This is a genomic window from Corynebacterium tuberculostearicum (genome assembly GCF_046097465.1).
In the GTDB taxonomy this organism is placed as follows: Bacteria; Actinomycetota; Actinomycetes; order Mycobacteriales; family Mycobacteriaceae; genus Corynebacterium; species Corynebacterium tuberculostearicum_I.
This window is the reverse complement of record NZ_CP175799.1, coordinates 848,393-863,465: the sequence shown is the minus strand read 5'-3', so window position 1 is coordinate 863,465 and position 15,073 is coordinate 848,393. Positions and strand designations below refer to the sequence as shown.

Genomic DNA, 15,073 nt, shown 5'->3' with positions numbered 1-15,073 from the left:
TGCATTAGTCAAATGTGTGATCGTCAACAGGGTTAGTGAAAACACACAAATTAGAATTAGGTGAGTATTGAGGGCATTCAAAGCGACCTATGGCGAACTGATAGCCGTCATAGCTTTGCTCGTATCCCCAGCTAGGAATATTAAGATAAATGCCGTCTACTTCGGTGAAAAAAGTGCCTGATTTTTTGGGAATTTCGTATTCAGCTCTACTTGCATTTTTTAGACCCGGTTTAGTGACTATAGAAGTCAATTCAGCTGCGGTTTTGTCAGAAGACCATTTAACGTCTTCCCTAAGTCGAGTGTTTACTCGGAACTTAAAGCTAGGTAAATCCAAATTATCGACGTTAGTAGTGACTTCAGCATACTGTCGTTGCTTTAAAGAGTCAGAGATTGTCCATTCAAATTCTCGCGACCACTTAGGTTCCAGAGGCTCGAAAGGTGAGACCCGCTTTGTCTCCCCGATGCAGAACTTAACAGTTTTACTAACTTTGTGATCGGAATATCTGCGCGGTCCTTTAATCAATCCAGAATCATAAACATCGCACTCAATTCCAGTAGGTGCGCTTACCTCTCCTGCAGCTTGCAGGTTAGCAATTGGTAATTTTTTTGACACGTCTTCTACTGTGGGCATTCCGAAGTAATTAATACCATTAGCGTTAAGAGAGACTCCACGGTTTGAGCACATAAACTGTGCCCCATCTGGGACCCCCAGTTCTTCCGCGATTCGAGTAGCTGCACTGAAGCAGGAAAAAGGTTGCCAAAAAACGCTAGGGTCTGCATAGAGGACTCCACCTTGGAAGTGCTGCTCTTGGACCTCTTGGTCATTAATGGACATATCCCCAATGGGGTACCCATAAGCACTCTTTTCGTATCCTTGCGCCGCCCATGATGCGAGAATCCCGCCACTGATTGAGTGGGCGCCTGTAGTTGGTGTCCAGTAGATCATTCCGCCTTCGAAGACGTTGTAGCGTCCGACACCGTCCGGGGTGGTTAGCTCATCGCTGATGGGGTAGCCGAGTTCACTGTTTTGGGCGCCCATGGATTGCCATTTGTCATAAATCCGGCCTTGGATGCTGGCCTGAGTTGCCGGCAATGCATTGTGGGTGTAAACATGTCCACCTTGGAAGTCTTGCTTGTACCAGGCATTCCCCTGGGGAATATCGCTGGTAGTGGGATAGCCGAGGAATCCTTTTTCCCAGCCATGGCGCGCCCAAACAACCGACACTGGAAGACTAACCGTATGCGCACCAGTCTTGGGATGCCAATAGATAAACCCATTGGCAAATTCAGAACGCTTGCCGACTCCGTCTGGATTGGTGAGTTCATTAGATTTTGGCAGAAGAAGAAAACTCTTAGGACCGCCGATACTGTCGTACTTTTCTTTAATTAGTCCGCACACTTCGAATCTGGTTGGCCAATACACACCGCAACCTGGGCGTGCATTCAACGTTGGTGTATCTGGATCCGCAAGTTGCGCTTCCCGAACCTCTGCCTTATCAGCTTCTACCTTGTCCACACCAGCGGGGATCTCTTCCCGGTCAGAGCGCATCTGGCCAGGAACAATTTCCTTATTCGGGTTCGCGGTTGGATGCCACTCGTCCAATCCTTGTGGATTGAGATCTTCCTCAGCGACCTGATTAACCTCATAGCCTTCAGCACCCGGAGGAGTTGGAATACCCCATTCAGCGAATGGGCCATCTACTGCTTGTGAGGGAGCTGCTTCACTTGCGATCGAGTTATCGAGGCTCGCGGCAGAATTAGGAGTTTCAGATGGTTCAATTACCGACTGAAAATCATCAGAAGTGGATGAGCCAGAAAAGGATGATTGGGCTACTGCAATACCTGGTGTGGCACTAAACAGGAGACTTGTTGAGATAACCGCAAGTAGTTTGCGTGAGAGAGCTTTCATTGGCGGTCCTTAGATGAGAGTGAAACAAGGAGTTGTTCTACTAGGTCAGCTTATAGCTTGGTGGCAGGCTACGCTGGTTAAGTAAAAAAGTTCTCCTTTCTAATCTCGTGGGGTAACCATGAAAATAGTTAAACTCGGTCTTTCTTCTCTAGCCTGCGCATTTACTGCGTTAGGAGCTTGCTCTTCGGTGGCCGTCGCTGCAGATAATGACTTCGCTTCATTGCAGGCAAGCAGTACTGTCCCGGTGAATGATAATCGTATTGCGGCTTTGTGGTCAGTAACTCCAAGTTTGGATGACTCACAGCAACAACGTGTTCGGCGTGATTGCACAGCAAGCTATGTAGGGGACAACTTCTGGTTGACCGCACATCACTGTGTCTCTAATTCACCTTTTATGGATGGTTTTCTCCGCCAATCAGATGGTGAAGTAGCAGGTATCGCTGCTATTTATACCAAGTCTTCTACTGAAGATGTTGCGCTTATTAAAGTCGGTGACGGAATCAATGCCGATTCATTTACCGTGGCCACAGAGCCGTTGAAGATCGGGGATCAAGCCGTACTTACTGGTTATGGTCAACCTCATGATTATGCTTCTTCGGCGGAAACAGTCATTTCCGAAAAAGTAGACTCCCTGAACTTCGGAAACGTTACGTATACCGATCTGCTCAAAGGAAAATCGTCAACGGACTCACGATCCTGCGGCGGAGATTCAGGAGCACCTGTCTACAAAAACAACACTCTCTACGCAGTACACACTGCCGGCGGATTTAACCCAGAATGCACCGATGGAAAAGATAGGCCCATGTGGCATACAAACCTCCCCCCGAGAGCTGACTGGGTACATGAAACCGTCCACTCTAACGTGGGACTTTCCCCTCAAGAAAAAGTTAAAGCAGAAAACGGCCTTAAGTATGCTCCCCCTGTAACTCATCCAACCGTTGAGCCCCATGTCCCAGATACTCATAAAGAAACACGAAAAAGCTCTTCTGCAATGTCCTCGCTATCAAGCTCAAGCCATTTTTAAAAACATCAATGCCCTGAGTAAGACAAGCATTCTTCAGAGGCTAATAACGTAGATAAGTCCAGAAAAATAGTATCTTTCTGCTGAACTTGAGCTAGTCAATACTGGCAGGCTTTGGAACTGTACACAGTCCCAAGTCCTTCTCCTGACTTCTGGGACAGAAGTAAAACGCCGCTTCATAACTGTTAAAGAGATCGGCGACCTCTAGCTTTTCTCAAAAAGCTGGAGGAGTTTTATATCCAACCACGAGAGCTTGCCTCTATGTCAGGTCATGACAAAGCCCCTAGGTGCTCACCACGACGCCTAGGGGCTTCTACCGCACCGGAAAGCGGTGTCCATTTCTTGCGCAACCCACCAAAGCCAAGGGACGCCATGGCAGGCAGAATTAAACATAGCAGCAGTAACCAACTCTGCAACTGGAAAAATAGATACAGGGGACGATGGGCTGTACTACGCTGACACACCCTCTACCACGTAATCTATGACTATGGGAAAGCTGGTTGAGGAGCGACATGTTTCCGTCATCCTTTTTGAAGGATTCGAGGTGTTAGACGTCTTTGGGCCGGTGGAGCTTTTGAGTCAGGTTCCGGACATACGTATAAGTTTTTTAGGAAAGGAAAAAGAGCCCGTCCAGAGCGCCCAGGGTGTACGTGTCTTGACAGATCTGCCTTACACAAACCTCGAGAATCCGGATATTCTCCTGATCCCCGGGGGTGCGGGGACGCGAACCCTAGTTCAAGACACCACCTTCTTGTCCTGGTTAAAGGAAACGGGACAGCGCGCCGAGATAGTGGCATCGGTTTGTACTGGTTCAGCCCTACTGGCAGCCGCGGGTCTCCTTAAAAGGCGCCGAGCAACGAGCAACAAGAGGGCATTCGGTTGGGTTTCTTCCTTGGATGATGATGTTGAATGGCAATCTCAAGCCCGCTGGGTGGAGGATGGAAAAATATGGACATCCTCGGGCGTTGCGGCGGGTTTGGACATGGCTGCCTCGCTGATCCAGCACCTCTTCGGTGCAGAAGCTTTTGAAGAAGCGACCACGCTAGCGGAATATCAGCCACAAACAGACAGCACTGTCGACCCCTTCGCCCATATTCATGGCCTTATCTAGTTCACCTTATAAAAAGCCCCAGCTGGCCTACCCGACCCCCGCAGACGCACCTCATCCCAAGCCAGACAGTCGACGACGCCCATGATAGACCACGGCCGACGGGCAGGTGCACGAAAAACGCCCGGGCAGTGGTGTTGTTCTGCATCGTGGGAGTCATCGGTGCCGCCATCGACTTCGGCACCATGCACTTCCTCAGGGCTACACCATGGATAGCATCAACCAGATGATCCAGGATCAGGAAGCCGAAAGTCCCGGCATCAACCAGGACATGGTCTCCATGGCCCAGGAAGTCACCGCCGACCCGGCCGAATGCGCTGCCTTAATCCCCACCGGCGTGACCTACATCTCCAAAATCGTTCAGAACCCCGACGCCATCGCGGCCCGCGACTTCACCAACGAGTCCACTGACGCGACACTCAGCGTCGTCGTCTCATCCGACCCGCAGCTGTTGAACCACCCCCGTGACGTGTCGGTATGCGAGTCGATCACCAGGACCCACGCCGGCGGATCCACGTCCTATACTGCGGCACCCATGGAGCTGCGCGTCGACGGCGCCGACTCCGTCACCGCCGCCGAGGTGACCCTGACGCAGTCCTCCTCTCCCCTTTCCGGTGACAACGGCTCCGTCAGCCGCATCGCCTACGTCAAGATCGATGGGGCCACCTACACCGTCTCCGGCTCCCCCGAAGTTGCACCCGAAGATTTCACCCGCATGGTACAGGCGCAGGCCGAGAAAATCCGCCAGCGATAATATACCGCGGGTCATGCCCGCCCCGCTCCCCGGGTACCGGTGGCGGGCAGGAGACGTCGCCTACCGCCAGGCAAGGCTGACAGGGTCCCACACCCCAGCCGCGGTGGCAGGAGCCCCGCCCAGGATGGGGTCCAAAAGGAGACCGGCGATACGCAACGCCTCACCGACATCCCTCAGGTTGTCGCGCACCCCGGTAAATGCCCGCGCCTTCAACGGGTACTCGCTTTCCCACTTCTTATCGGGCACGGTGATGCGCTGCGGCAGGGTCATCGACCGCACCCTGCACTGGGTGTTCAGGGCGGAGCTCAGCTCCGCCGCCGAAACGGGCAACTCAGAGGCAATCAGGGCGATGTCGTAGAGATCGTGGTAGCGCGTCGACGCCCGCCCCGGAGGGGTCGCGCCGTGGCGTTCGTACATCGCGCACACCTTGTCGGCGAGCTGACTGGCTACAGGATAGGAATGGACGGGAAAACTCGGCGGGAGAAACTCCGTGGCCACCTGATAGCTCGCCGGCACCGTCAGTGGGACCTGGCCCCCGTTAGGTAGACACCTGATATCCAGCCCGGTTGGGTTGGGAAGAAAGGTAATCTACCACCATGCCTAGGTACTCCGAACAGTTCAAACGTGATGCTGTAGCCCTCTACGAAAACAATGAGGACCTCTCGCTTCACACGGCTTCAGCAGAGCTAGGAATCAATCGTTCTTCACTTTATTCCTGGCTTAAGCAGTACGGCACCGGCAAACGTGCCCACTCGAAAAACATGCGTGATAAAGCTCAGGCGACGACTGATTCTGAGCGGATCCGCCAGCTAGAAAACGAAAACGCAAAGCTGCGTGAAGAACGCGACATCCTGCGCAAGGCCGCGAAATATTTTGCCGAAGAGACACGCTGGTAATCCGCTTCCAGTTTGTCTATGACCACCGAACCGAGTACTCGGTTAAGCGGATGTGCCACGTGTTAAAGCTCAATCGCTCCTCGTTTTATAAGTGGGTGCAAACCCGCGAAAAACGCAGGTTAAAGATGTGTTCCGATGCCCTTATTGGTGCAAAAATCAAGACCACTTTTGATGATGAGCACGGGCTTTATGGTGCTAAACGCATCGCTGCGAGCCTCAACAGTGATACGGATTTCGGCCCGATCAATCACAAGAAGGTCGCACGCATCATGAAATCCATGGGGCTTAAAGGCTTTACCAAGCGCCGCCGATGTGTCACTACCAGGCGTAAGCCTGGTCACCGCGTCATGCCAGATTTAGTGGGCCGCAAATTCACCGCTGACAGGCCAAACCACGTCTATGTTGGCGACATTACGTACCTGCCGTGTAAGGGTGGCAAAAACATGTACCTTGCCACGGTCATCGACGTCTACTCTCGCAAACTTGTCGGTCATGCACTCGCCGATCACATGCGGGTATCGCTGGTTATCGAAGCTTTGTCTCATGCCAGAAAGGTCCGCGGAAGCCTTAAAGGGGCAATTTTCCATTCCGATCACGGCAGTGTGTACACCTCACAGGCATTTAGGGACCACTGCGCTCAGCTTGGTGTGCGTCAATCCATGGGAGCAGTGGGAACGAGTGCCGATAATGCCCTAGCAGAATCCTTTAACGCCACCTTAAAGCGTGAAGTACTGCGTGATAGGAAACTCTTTGAAAGTCCAATCAGCTGCCGCCAGGAAGTCTTCCGATGGTGCATGCGCTACAACACGCGCAGACGGCACTCCTGGTGCAACCTTCTAGCCCCCGATGACTTCGAGGCGCTTAATTCAGCTACACTGACCCAAGCAGCATAGCTAACCCCCGACGTGTCTACTTTCCGGGGGCCAGGCCCGTGTCTCCGTCGCACCCGTCACCTCCAGGTCCCCGCTGACATCGATGCCGAAATTAATCAGCCGGTTGTTGACCCCGTGGGTGACGGTGACATCCACGCGCTCACTGTCGATCACACCTGCCCTGCCCCGTCTATCGGGGCGGCGGACGTGGAACGTGTAGGGACCCGCCGTGTGGGTGTCCATGTCGCGTACCAGTGCGTCGGCCGCATCGGCAGAAGAGGTGGGGTCAACCTGCCGGTAGAGGTCCAGATCCCGGGTATGGCGTGCCCCGGGTATGCGGCAGTATATGTTCGAACCCCCTTTGAGCACCCACCCGCTGTCCTGGCGCATCAACTCGTGGAGAAAAACCTCCCGAAAGAACTGGTTGTAGACGTCATTGGGCTTGGCACCCCGGGCTTTCGCCTCCGCCTTGAGAGCCGCGGTGATCTGGGTGTGCGTCTTTTTCATCCGCGGGGGATTCATCGCCATCACTTCCGGTGTTGTCGTCGTCGCGCCGCCTCACCGGCGGGGATTTGTGGGCGGGGTTTCCCGGTGGTGTCCGTTGAAGTTACCCTACCAGGGGGCACCGTAGTGTCGGCAACGGGTAGGACGGGAACGTTTCCCCACATCCCGGCTGCGATCTTTTCCTGGAGCGCCGCTGTAAACCCGGGTGGCAGAGCTGTCCCGGCCACCATCTTCGCCACGTCCTCGCCCACGGTGACCCGTGGCGCCAGGGACCGCATGAGGGTGTCGATCTGCTCCCGGAGGGGTCGCACCGCCTCATCGATCGCCGCGCGCATCCGCCCGTCCAACTCGGGGGCCGGGAAATGCTCCCCCAGCACATCCTCCAACCCCGCCGCGTCCCCCGCGGGCAGGTCGAAGGCCTCCTCTTTTCCTGTCAGAGCCTCCAGAAGCTCCCGCTTTTCCGCCAGGGAGGTGCCGGCGGCGTCCGCCACCAGGTCGAGTAGATACCCGGGTTCGTGGCCGGCGTCGGCGAGATCGGCGATGGTGCGGGCCGCCGTCGTTACCGGCAGGCCCGAAACCGGGTGAAGCACCCAGTCATCGTCCCCTAGATCTGCGCGATGGAACCGGACGTCCGACTGCCGGCTGCGGCGTCGCGACCGCACCGTGAAATGTGCCCCGTCCGGCCACAAATCACCGATCCCCCACATCTCCGCGGCGGTCGTGTGCGAAACCACCGCCTCTGCGGCGAGGTACGGATCACCGGTGCGCTCGGCGGCCATGAGCTCCGGGCGAAGCGCCAGCCAATGCGCCTTGACCTCGAGGACCGCAGAGGGAGAAGTCCCGGTGGTGGCATAGACCCCGTGCCTGACGCGGGTGAGAACCCCGCGCGTGACCAAACGCCGCAGAGACTGCAGATCAACCCCGCAGGCTGTGGCCTGGGCGGTGGTGACCAGGCCCCACTGCTGGGAAGCCAGCTCCCCCACCACCTCCGTCGCTTCCGCATTCTTCATGCCACAAAAACTACACTATATGTTCTTTTTGGGCCATTCACGAAGATTCTGAAGCCTCAACAATGGGATTCATGTCTTACAGGGTGTACCCATATAGACACCTTTTCGCTACGACGCCACGTAAGATATTTAAATGCAGAATTCATCTATCTCTACTACTGAACCATCGAACCCACCTATCGTCTTTATTTCTTACTCACACGTCACCGAACAACACATCACATGGGTTACTGATCTATCTCGACGTCTACGGTCGAACGGCGTTGATGTTCGACTTGATAGGTGGGATGTTTGCGCCGGCCAGAACCTGAATTTGTTCATGGAGCAATACCGCAATCTTTCGGGGCGGATCTTGGTCGTACTTTCAGACGATTACGGACCAAAGGCTGACAACCGAGGCGGACATTTCTCTGGTGTCGGCGCCGAAACGACTATCGTTTCTCCAACCATTTACCGCCATTTAGAAGCAAATCGGGTCATTCCAATTGTTCCAAACTCCGGCACAGTGGCAGCGAATCCAATTATTCCCACATACCTCGACGGTCGTACGTGGATTGATTTTCGAGACGACCATGAAGCTGCATATGAGCAATTACTGCGACAGCTACACAACGCCCCCTTTGAACCTGCTCCACCTCTGGGAACAAACCCTTTTGTAGGAAAGACCTCAGAACAAGCTCGAGTGTCCATTCGCAATGATCCTGCTCACTGGAAACACCGTCAATCCAGTGGACACGTTAGCGTAAATCTGCACGAAAACTCAGGGAGGTTTACGCTCGGAAGTGGTGAAGCCAGCTTCGAGTTGATCCTCGAGTACCCCTTCATGATTGGAGACCAACCAGGATCAGAGAAGACAGTCCGTCACTATAATGACGGCATCGGGAGGATTGGCCTAGTACGTTCAGCTGCCAAACACCCCGATCGCCTCGACGACCTCACTTTCCAATCTAGCTCTAACGGGTATGAACCAGTCACCCTCATGCACTTTACAATCGCTACAGACAGAACTTCAGAACTCACTCTGGGGAACCTGCCACCTTTAGTGAAGTAGGCAAGAAGCACTCAAAAATCTTGTCCACAAGTGATAGAGTTGGAAATCCATCAGATTCCAACTCTTACGGAAGGAGAGCGGTTGAAAATGCTAAAGCCAACTCCCCCAGAGCTTATTCGCCCCAACGCTTCCCCGTTACGAGTTCAAGACATGGATAAAGAAGAGCGTCGACGCCACGTGGAAGAATTAGGGCGGGAGATTGCACATTGGTCGGCAGATCTCAACCGTCGTCTCGCTTGACTACTTACCTTGACGAGGAGGAGATTCTTCTCGTCAGTGAAATTGCTTGCGGTTTCCCTCCGCGTATCCGCGAGCACAATCAGTTCAAGGCAAATGTAAGTAGGCCGTCGACCACCATTTTTGGCGATGATGCCTACCCAACCGCTTGGGATAAGGCCGCAGCATTACTGCATTCCTTCTGTACTACCCAAAGTCTCCTTGACGGCAATAAGCGGACCGGCTGGGCTGCTTGCTGGTTATTCCTCAGACTGAACTTGGCAGTAGGCCCCTTGCTTGGAGAAGTCGATGCAGATGCCGCTGAACGCCTCGTTTTAAAGATAGCCAGGGTTAAGCGACAAAATGTGTGTCCGGAATCGTTGATTTTCATGCTCTGAACTCCGCGTTTGCGGAAAATATATGCTCCAAAAGCATATATTGGCCCTCTCTTGCGAAAATCCCCGGTGTGGCTGCCATGGTGTGCTACGGAGCGGTGGTTCGGTTGCCCAATGCCAAAGAACCGACCACGCTGCCATTGTGGCGGCGATATGAAACGAAACGGCACCACCAGCAACGGGACGACCCGGTGGCGGTGCAAAATCTGCGGTGCTTCACTGACCAAGCAGCGCAGCGATATCACCAACGCAGCCCTATTTCGTGCGTTCATCCAGCACCTGACCGCCGGGACCAGTCTTGCGGCGATCGCCGGCAACATGAGCTGCTCGACACGTACGCTGCAGCGCAAATTCGATGCCTTTTGGCTGGTTGACGTGCCTGACCCGACCATCGGCCATACAGGCAGGGTCTACGACCAGATCTTCATCGACGGCACCTACACCGCAGGTGGCTGTCTGATCGTGGCGGCAACGCTCGACCACGTCATCGCCTGGCACTGGTGCAAACAAGAAACCACACACGACTACAAGCGCCTGCTCGAGCGCATCGAAGCACCGTTGATCGCTGTGATCGACGGTGGCCGAGGAGCCACAAGCGCAATTAAAACGTGCTGGCCAAACACCAAAATCCAACGCTGCCTCGTGCACGCCCAACGCAGAGTACGCCGCTACACCACCTCACGACCACGCACTGATGCTGGCCGCACCATCTACCGACTCGCGCTGAAACTCACCCGCATCACCACCCTGGACGAGGCTGCACAATGGGGTGCACAACTGCAAGAGTTTCACACGCTCTACAAGGATTGGCTCAACGAAAAGACACAGGTCAAAGACCCGAAAACAGCAAAAGACACACTCGTGTGGACCCATGTCAACGTGCGCAAGGCCTACAACAGTCTCAACCACCTGTGGCGCAATGACCTGCTGTTTGTCTACCTCAAGCCCCCGAAAGGTGTGCTCGAGCCGCACCGGATCAAATCCACCACCAACAGTCTTGAAGGCGGCATCAACGCCCAGCTGAAGCTCCTTGCAAGAACTCATCGCGGCAGACGCGGTGAGCACCAACGCAAAATGCTGGATTGGTGGCTGTATCTGAAAACGGAACTGCCTGGCGATCCAATAGAAATCGCCAGACAGTCCAACTGGGGCCAGAACCAACTCGCCAAAGTTACAACCCTGACCCGAAACGAGAACCAAGCCGACTATGAAACAGGACAACCAGCCCTCTACGACAACGGTATCGATACCGAGTACACACACTCAATCGGCATCCAAAAAGGCCACATCTAACCCCGCGACACGCCGATAGCAGACACACATTTTGTCGCTTAACCCGATAGCCAACGAAAAGATAGAGATATCAGAAATCGCGGACACTCTGCGCTCCCTAGTTACTCCCCTCCTCGGTAACGTAGGCCATTTACCCCCAGGCTTTGAAGTAACAAATGTCCTAGAAGACTTAGAAGGTGTACTCACGGGAATTGGGGAGCTTCCCGACGGAACACGTCTTGTTTACATGTATTTCACCTCGGATGAAGGCACCCCTGTTGAAACGGTACTTACCCCCAGTCAAGCACGCGAATTCGCTGAAGAACTACTCCGTTTAGCTGATAATCCTCTCGAACAAAGGAAGCAACTCAGATTTCAAGTACAAGCAATTCAAGCCCACTTAGACCTACATAACCGACCCGGTGAGCTATAGCCAGCTTAAAACCAATAGCAGTACATGAAGGTCGATGAGACAATATACGCTGCCTAAAGCATCTGCCACCTAAGCGTGCACTAGGCCCAAACGAGATACAGTAGAGAGCCCATTTTTCTCACTCTCTGCTAAGAACATGAATCTATGGTAGAGATAGCAACAGCGCCTTGATTACAGTGGATGTCGAAAACCCCTTACAGGGAACTAACACCATTCCGCCGTGAGGCCAACGTGAAAACTTTACATCCAAAAGCCAATCCCCCTATCCAGGCAAGATAGCAAACCGCTAGAAGCGCTCAAAGCACCACCACTGCTCGCTTTTATCCCATGCACATCACACCACATTCACTTGGAAAGGATCTCCAGTGGCTCTGTTCGAAAAACCTATCGTTCTTGCACCTATGGCAGGAGGGCCGTCAACTCCTGAGCTATGCGCAGCAGTAACCAATGCGGGTGGGTTAGGCTTTCTCGCCGGTGGCTACCTCACTCCAGAAAAGCTTGAAGAACAAGTAAGCACTGTTGAGTCTTTAACCACTCAGGCGTTCGGGATTAACCTATTTTACCCTTCCCATCCCAATTCTGACCAGTACGCCGAATACTCTAAATATCATCAGGCACTGACTAAAAAGTGCGTAAGCTACTCCGATTTCCCTTCACACCCTAAATGGTCAGATGATCATTACGATCGAAAACTCGATATTGCGTTGAAGTCCAACGCTAAGTTCATTTCCTTAACTTTCGGATACCCTGACACAAATACGCTAGAAACGATTCGTCGAGCAGGCAAGAAAGTCGTTCTCAATGCCACAACTCCACGAGAAATCGATCACATCATCCAGCTCGACTGCGATATTCTGTCTCTTCAAGGAAAGGCTGCTGGCGGTCACCGGGCAACAGTCCTAGACAATAACGTAGAGGGATCTTCCTACGATGCAAAAACTCTCCTGCACCATGCAATAGCGAAGACAGAAAAACCTATATTTGCCGGCGGGGGCGTAGGTACAGCAGAAGATACACTAGACCTACTCAGAGCCGGCGCAACCGCAGTAATCGTAGGAACTCGTTTCCTCACGGCACAGGAAGCAGGCACAAAAGACACACACCGGCATGCACTTCTGGAACTAACTAACCGAAACACTGTTATTACCCATGCCTTCTCCGGGAAACCGGCTCGGGCAATTTCCAATACATTCACCAATACATTCACACCACAGGCGCCCTACATCTACCCCGAAATCCACTACTTAACTGCGGGAATGAGAGCTGAGGCCAATAACGCAAAGGATCCCGAATATCTTAACCTTTGGGCAGGCGAAGGATTCGCTAATTGCCGAGAAGCAACTGCCAAACAAATCATTGACGAACTCTTACCATAATCACAAGCGCAAGAATCGTCCAAAGTAAGTTTTTCGCACACAGACGTAGCTGTAATCGGTGGTGGACCACGAGGAATGGCCGTCATTGAAAGACTCATCTCACGCATCAAGGACGAAAACTTAAACAAGTCAATCCATATTGTCTGGTATGACGATAGCGGCTTTGGATCGGGTAGAGTTTGGAGCCCCTACCAGTGTCAATTGCTGCTCATGAATACTGTTACAGCACAATTGTCAGCTTTTCCCGACGAATCTGCGGGACTTTCCGGCCAACATGCCACTGGACCCACATTTTATGACTGGCTTAAATCAAACGATGCTCGAGAATTCTTATCTTCCGACCCTGTACTGCTAGCAGAAGCAAGCTCCGCCACCGAGGATACTTATAGTTCTCGCGCTCTCTATGGAGCCTATCTTCAATGGTCAGTGAATCAACTACTTAAGGACTCAAGGGAATATTCCCCAATCGAATTGGTCGCTAGGCGAGCAGTATCCTTTGAAAAGAAAAAGGATTCACTTCTCATACACGACAGTCTCGGAGGGTGTGTAGAAGCTAAATCTGTAGTGCTGTCTCTAGGCCACACTTCGCAGAATCTCTCCGGAAAGGAAGAGAGTCTTTCTAAAAAAGCTAAGGAATCGACAGTAACTTATCTTCCCAGTGGGGACGCATCTATCCAAAAAGCTGCAAAGCTCCCCGCAAGAGAATCAATCATTCTCCGAGGCATGGGCCTCACCTTCTTTGACTATATGATCCTCCTAACGGAAGGAAGAGGTGGGCAATTTAGAGAAAATGCACACGGAAAGCACTACATACCTTCCGGGAAAGAACCGCATATCATCGCATGTTCTCGAAAGGGAGCGCCCCACCATGCCCGTGGAAAAAATCAAAAACGTCCTGACGAACGATGGGTTCCACGAATCCTAACCGAAGAGTACGCTGCTACTCTTTCGAACGCTACATTCTCTATAGACGTCTGGCCCCAAATCGCTCAGGAAGTTGAACTAGCTTTCACAATTTCACTCCTTGAAGCAAACAACGCCGATTACGATGAAGAATCTCTTGTTAGCCTTGCAAAGCAGGGGGGCCACAGTTTAGTTGAATGGCGACACAGCCAAGGATATACAGAGACCTTGGATTGGGGTGAGCTTTTTCAGGCAAAGTGGACCAACTCCCCTGGAGAGAAGCTCCGCGACTACCAAGACACAGTCGCTTCGAAGATTGAAAATGACATCGCCGAGGCAGAAAAAGGAAATAAATCCGGGCCACTCAAAGCTGCACTAGACGTATTTAGAGACATTAGAAACGAGGTTCGCGAATGTGTTCAATACGGGCGTATAACGGGAGAGTCCTTCAAGGAAGAACTCTTAGCTAGGTATAGCCCTACTAACGCTTTCCTTTCTATTGGCCCCCCGATCCAAAGACTGGAGCAAATGCAAGCTCTAATCAAAGCGGGTATCTTAACTGTGCTCCCTGCTGATCCAATCATCTCCATAGATGAGTCAAGCGGAAAAGTTGACTATTTCAATCCATCGATGCCGCAAGAGAAAGGAGAAGCAACGGCTCTAGTGGAAGCAAGATTACCAACATCATCTATTCAAAATACAGCAGATCCGCTCATCGTTTCAGCTACATCACTTGGCCTTATCAGGCCACACTATTTTAAAAATACCCCCTGTGTATCCGGGGCAATTGATGTGGATCCACACAGTTTCAGGGTGCAGTCTGAGAACGAACAAAGCGTTTCTCTCTATGCATACGGGATTCCCCTCGAGGGCCTACAGTGGGGAACCGCTGCCACTATACGCCCGTTTGTAAACTCTGTGATTATTCACGATGCAGACGCAATCGCTTCAAGCATTCAGGAGGACCTTCATGAGCAAAAGAAACAATAACGCCGATCAAATCCGTCGACAGGTTCTAGGCGACAACTACGTCAACAATACGCTCAACGGTTGGGAACCCGCACGACCTGTTCTGGAACTTTTGGAAAATACTCCCTGGGGTTTTCTTTGGCCGCGCGAACAATTGTCTTTGCAATCTCGCAGTCTAATCACAGTAGCTATTCTTGCAGCCCTTGACCGGCATAAAGAGCTAGAAACGCATATTCGCGGAGCTAGAAGAAATGGGTGTAGCTTCGAAGAGATTATCGAAGCAATCCTTCATTCTGGTGTTTATTCAGGAATGCCTACAGCAGTGGAGGGAGCTAAAATTGCCCAACGCATCGCTACGGAAGAGCAACAAGTAACTTCATAAGT

General features: G+C 52.6%; 15 protein-coding genes. 11 read left to right on the top strand and 4 right to left on the bottom strand.

Features of this window, described 5'->3' with window-relative positions:
* Nucleotides 1–4 precede the first annotated feature (4 nt).
* Nucleotides 5–1,909, bottom strand: coding sequence for an LGFP repeat-containing protein (locus ACKFRX_RS04180; RefSeq protein WP_408919091.1), 1,905 nt, complete (start codon nucleotides 1,907–1,909; stop codon nucleotides 5–7).
* A gap of 118 nt (nucleotides 1,910–2,027) precedes the next feature.
* On the opposite strand from ACKFRX_RS04180, the gene ACKFRX_RS04175 reads away from it, so the two are divergent.
* The 3 genes from ACKFRX_RS04175 (at nucleotide 2,028) to ACKFRX_RS04165 (ending at nucleotide 4,792) form a co-directional block, all read left to right on the top strand.
* Nucleotides 2,028–2,933: a trypsin-like serine protease gene (locus tag ACKFRX_RS04175; RefSeq protein ID WP_150850716.1), complete on the top strand. Its 906-nt coding sequence runs from the start codon at nucleotides 2,028–2,030 to the stop codon at nucleotides 2,931–2,933.
* Nucleotides 2,934–3,411: 478 nt separating this feature from the next.
* Nucleotides 3,412–4,041: a DJ-1/PfpI family protein gene (locus ACKFRX_RS04170; protein WP_408919092.1), complete on the top strand. Its 630-nt coding sequence runs from the start codon at nucleotides 3,412–3,414 to the stop codon at nucleotides 4,039–4,041.
* Nucleotides 4,042–4,246: 205 nt separating this feature from the next.
* On the top strand, nucleotides 4,247–4,792 hold the full coding sequence (locus ACKFRX_RS04165) for a hypothetical protein (protein WP_150850714.1): 546 nt from the start codon (nucleotides 4,247–4,249) through the stop codon (nucleotides 4,790–4,792).
* A 60-nt stretch (nucleotides 4,793–4,852) separates the two neighbouring features.
* Here ACKFRX_RS04165 and ACKFRX_RS04160 read toward each other — a convergent pair whose 3' ends face one another.
* The gene (locus ACKFRX_RS04160) at nucleotides 4,853–5,308 is read right to left on the bottom strand and encodes a nucleotidyl transferase AbiEii/AbiGii toxin family protein (RefSeq protein ID WP_408919093.1); all 456 of its coding nucleotides are present in this window, start codon (nucleotides 5,306–5,308) and stop codon (nucleotides 4,853–4,855) included.
* Nucleotides 5,309–5,388: 80 nt separating this feature from the next.
* Between ACKFRX_RS04160 and ACKFRX_RS04155 the strand changes: the two genes are divergently transcribed.
* Nucleotides 5,389–6,581, top strand: a protein-coding gene (locus ACKFRX_RS04155) for an IS3 family transposase (RefSeq protein WP_156794336.1) whose coding sequence is annotated in 2 segments (ribosomal slippage) — nucleotides 5,389–5,671 and nucleotides 5,671–6,581 — 1,194 coding nt in all. Because the reading frame shifts where the segments join, the coding sequence is not laid out codon by codon here.
* Here the strand turns inward: ACKFRX_RS04155 and ACKFRX_RS04150 are convergent.
* Entirely contained in the window at nucleotides 6,582–7,067 is a 486-nt protein-coding gene (locus ACKFRX_RS04150) for a nucleotidyl transferase AbiEii/AbiGii toxin family protein (protein ID WP_408919094.1), read from the bottom strand. It abuts the gene before it with no gap.
* A 20-nt stretch (nucleotides 7,068–7,087) separates the two neighbouring features.
* Nucleotides 7,088–8,074 (bottom strand): type IV toxin-antitoxin system AbiEi family antitoxin domain-containing protein, encoded by a 987-nt coding sequence (locus ACKFRX_RS04145; protein WP_408919095.1) that lies wholly within the window; start codon nucleotides 8,072–8,074, stop codon nucleotides 7,088–7,090.
* 133 nt (nucleotides 8,075–8,207) lie between these two features.
* Here ACKFRX_RS04145 and ACKFRX_RS04140 point away from each other — a divergent pair, with 133 nt between their 5' ends.
* The 7 genes from ACKFRX_RS04140 to ACKFRX_RS04110 all read left to right on the top strand — a co-directional run bounded on the left by ACKFRX_RS04140 (nucleotide 8,208) and on the right by ACKFRX_RS04110 (nucleotide 15,071).
* A complete protein-coding gene (locus ACKFRX_RS04140) occupies nucleotides 8,208–9,125 on the top strand; it encodes a toll/interleukin-1 receptor domain-containing protein (protein WP_200436329.1) in 918 nt (305 codons plus the stop codon).
* 87 nt (nucleotides 9,126–9,212) lie between these two features.
* Nucleotides 9,213–9,365 (top strand): hypothetical protein, encoded by a 153-nt coding sequence (locus ACKFRX_RS04135; protein WP_408919096.1) that lies wholly within the window; start codon nucleotides 9,213–9,215, stop codon nucleotides 9,363–9,365.
* Entirely contained in the window at nucleotides 9,362–9,739 is a 378-nt protein-coding gene (locus ACKFRX_RS04130; protein WP_408919097.1) for a type II toxin-antitoxin system death-on-curing family toxin, read from the top strand. Before ACKFRX_RS04135 ends, ACKFRX_RS04130 begins: the two co-directional genes overlap by 4 nt.
* Before the next feature lie 111 nt (nucleotides 9,740–9,850).
* Complete coding sequence (locus ACKFRX_RS04125; protein ID WP_013887464.1) at nucleotides 9,851–11,029, top strand: IS256-like element ISCre1 family transposase; 1,179 nt, start codon at nucleotides 9,851–9,853, stop codon at nucleotides 11,027–11,029.
* 777 nt (nucleotides 11,030–11,806) lie between these two features.
* On the top strand, nucleotides 11,807–12,817 hold the full coding sequence (locus tag ACKFRX_RS04120; protein WP_408919098.1) for an NAD(P)H-dependent flavin oxidoreductase: 1,011 nt from the start codon (nucleotides 11,807–11,809) through the stop codon (nucleotides 12,815–12,817).
* Between the two features lie 54 nt (nucleotides 12,818–12,871).
* Entirely contained in the window at nucleotides 12,872–14,710 is a 1,839-nt protein-coding gene (locus ACKFRX_RS04115; protein ID WP_408928267.1) for an FAD/NAD(P)-binding protein, read from the top strand.
* Nucleotides 14,691–15,071 (top strand): carboxymuconolactone decarboxylase family protein, encoded by a 381-nt coding sequence (locus ACKFRX_RS04110; protein ID WP_200436332.1) that lies wholly within the window; start codon nucleotides 14,691–14,693, stop codon nucleotides 15,069–15,071. The genes ACKFRX_RS04115 and ACKFRX_RS04110 overlap by 20 nt, the downstream gene beginning before the upstream one ends.
* Nucleotides 15,072–15,073 lie beyond the last annotated feature (2 nt).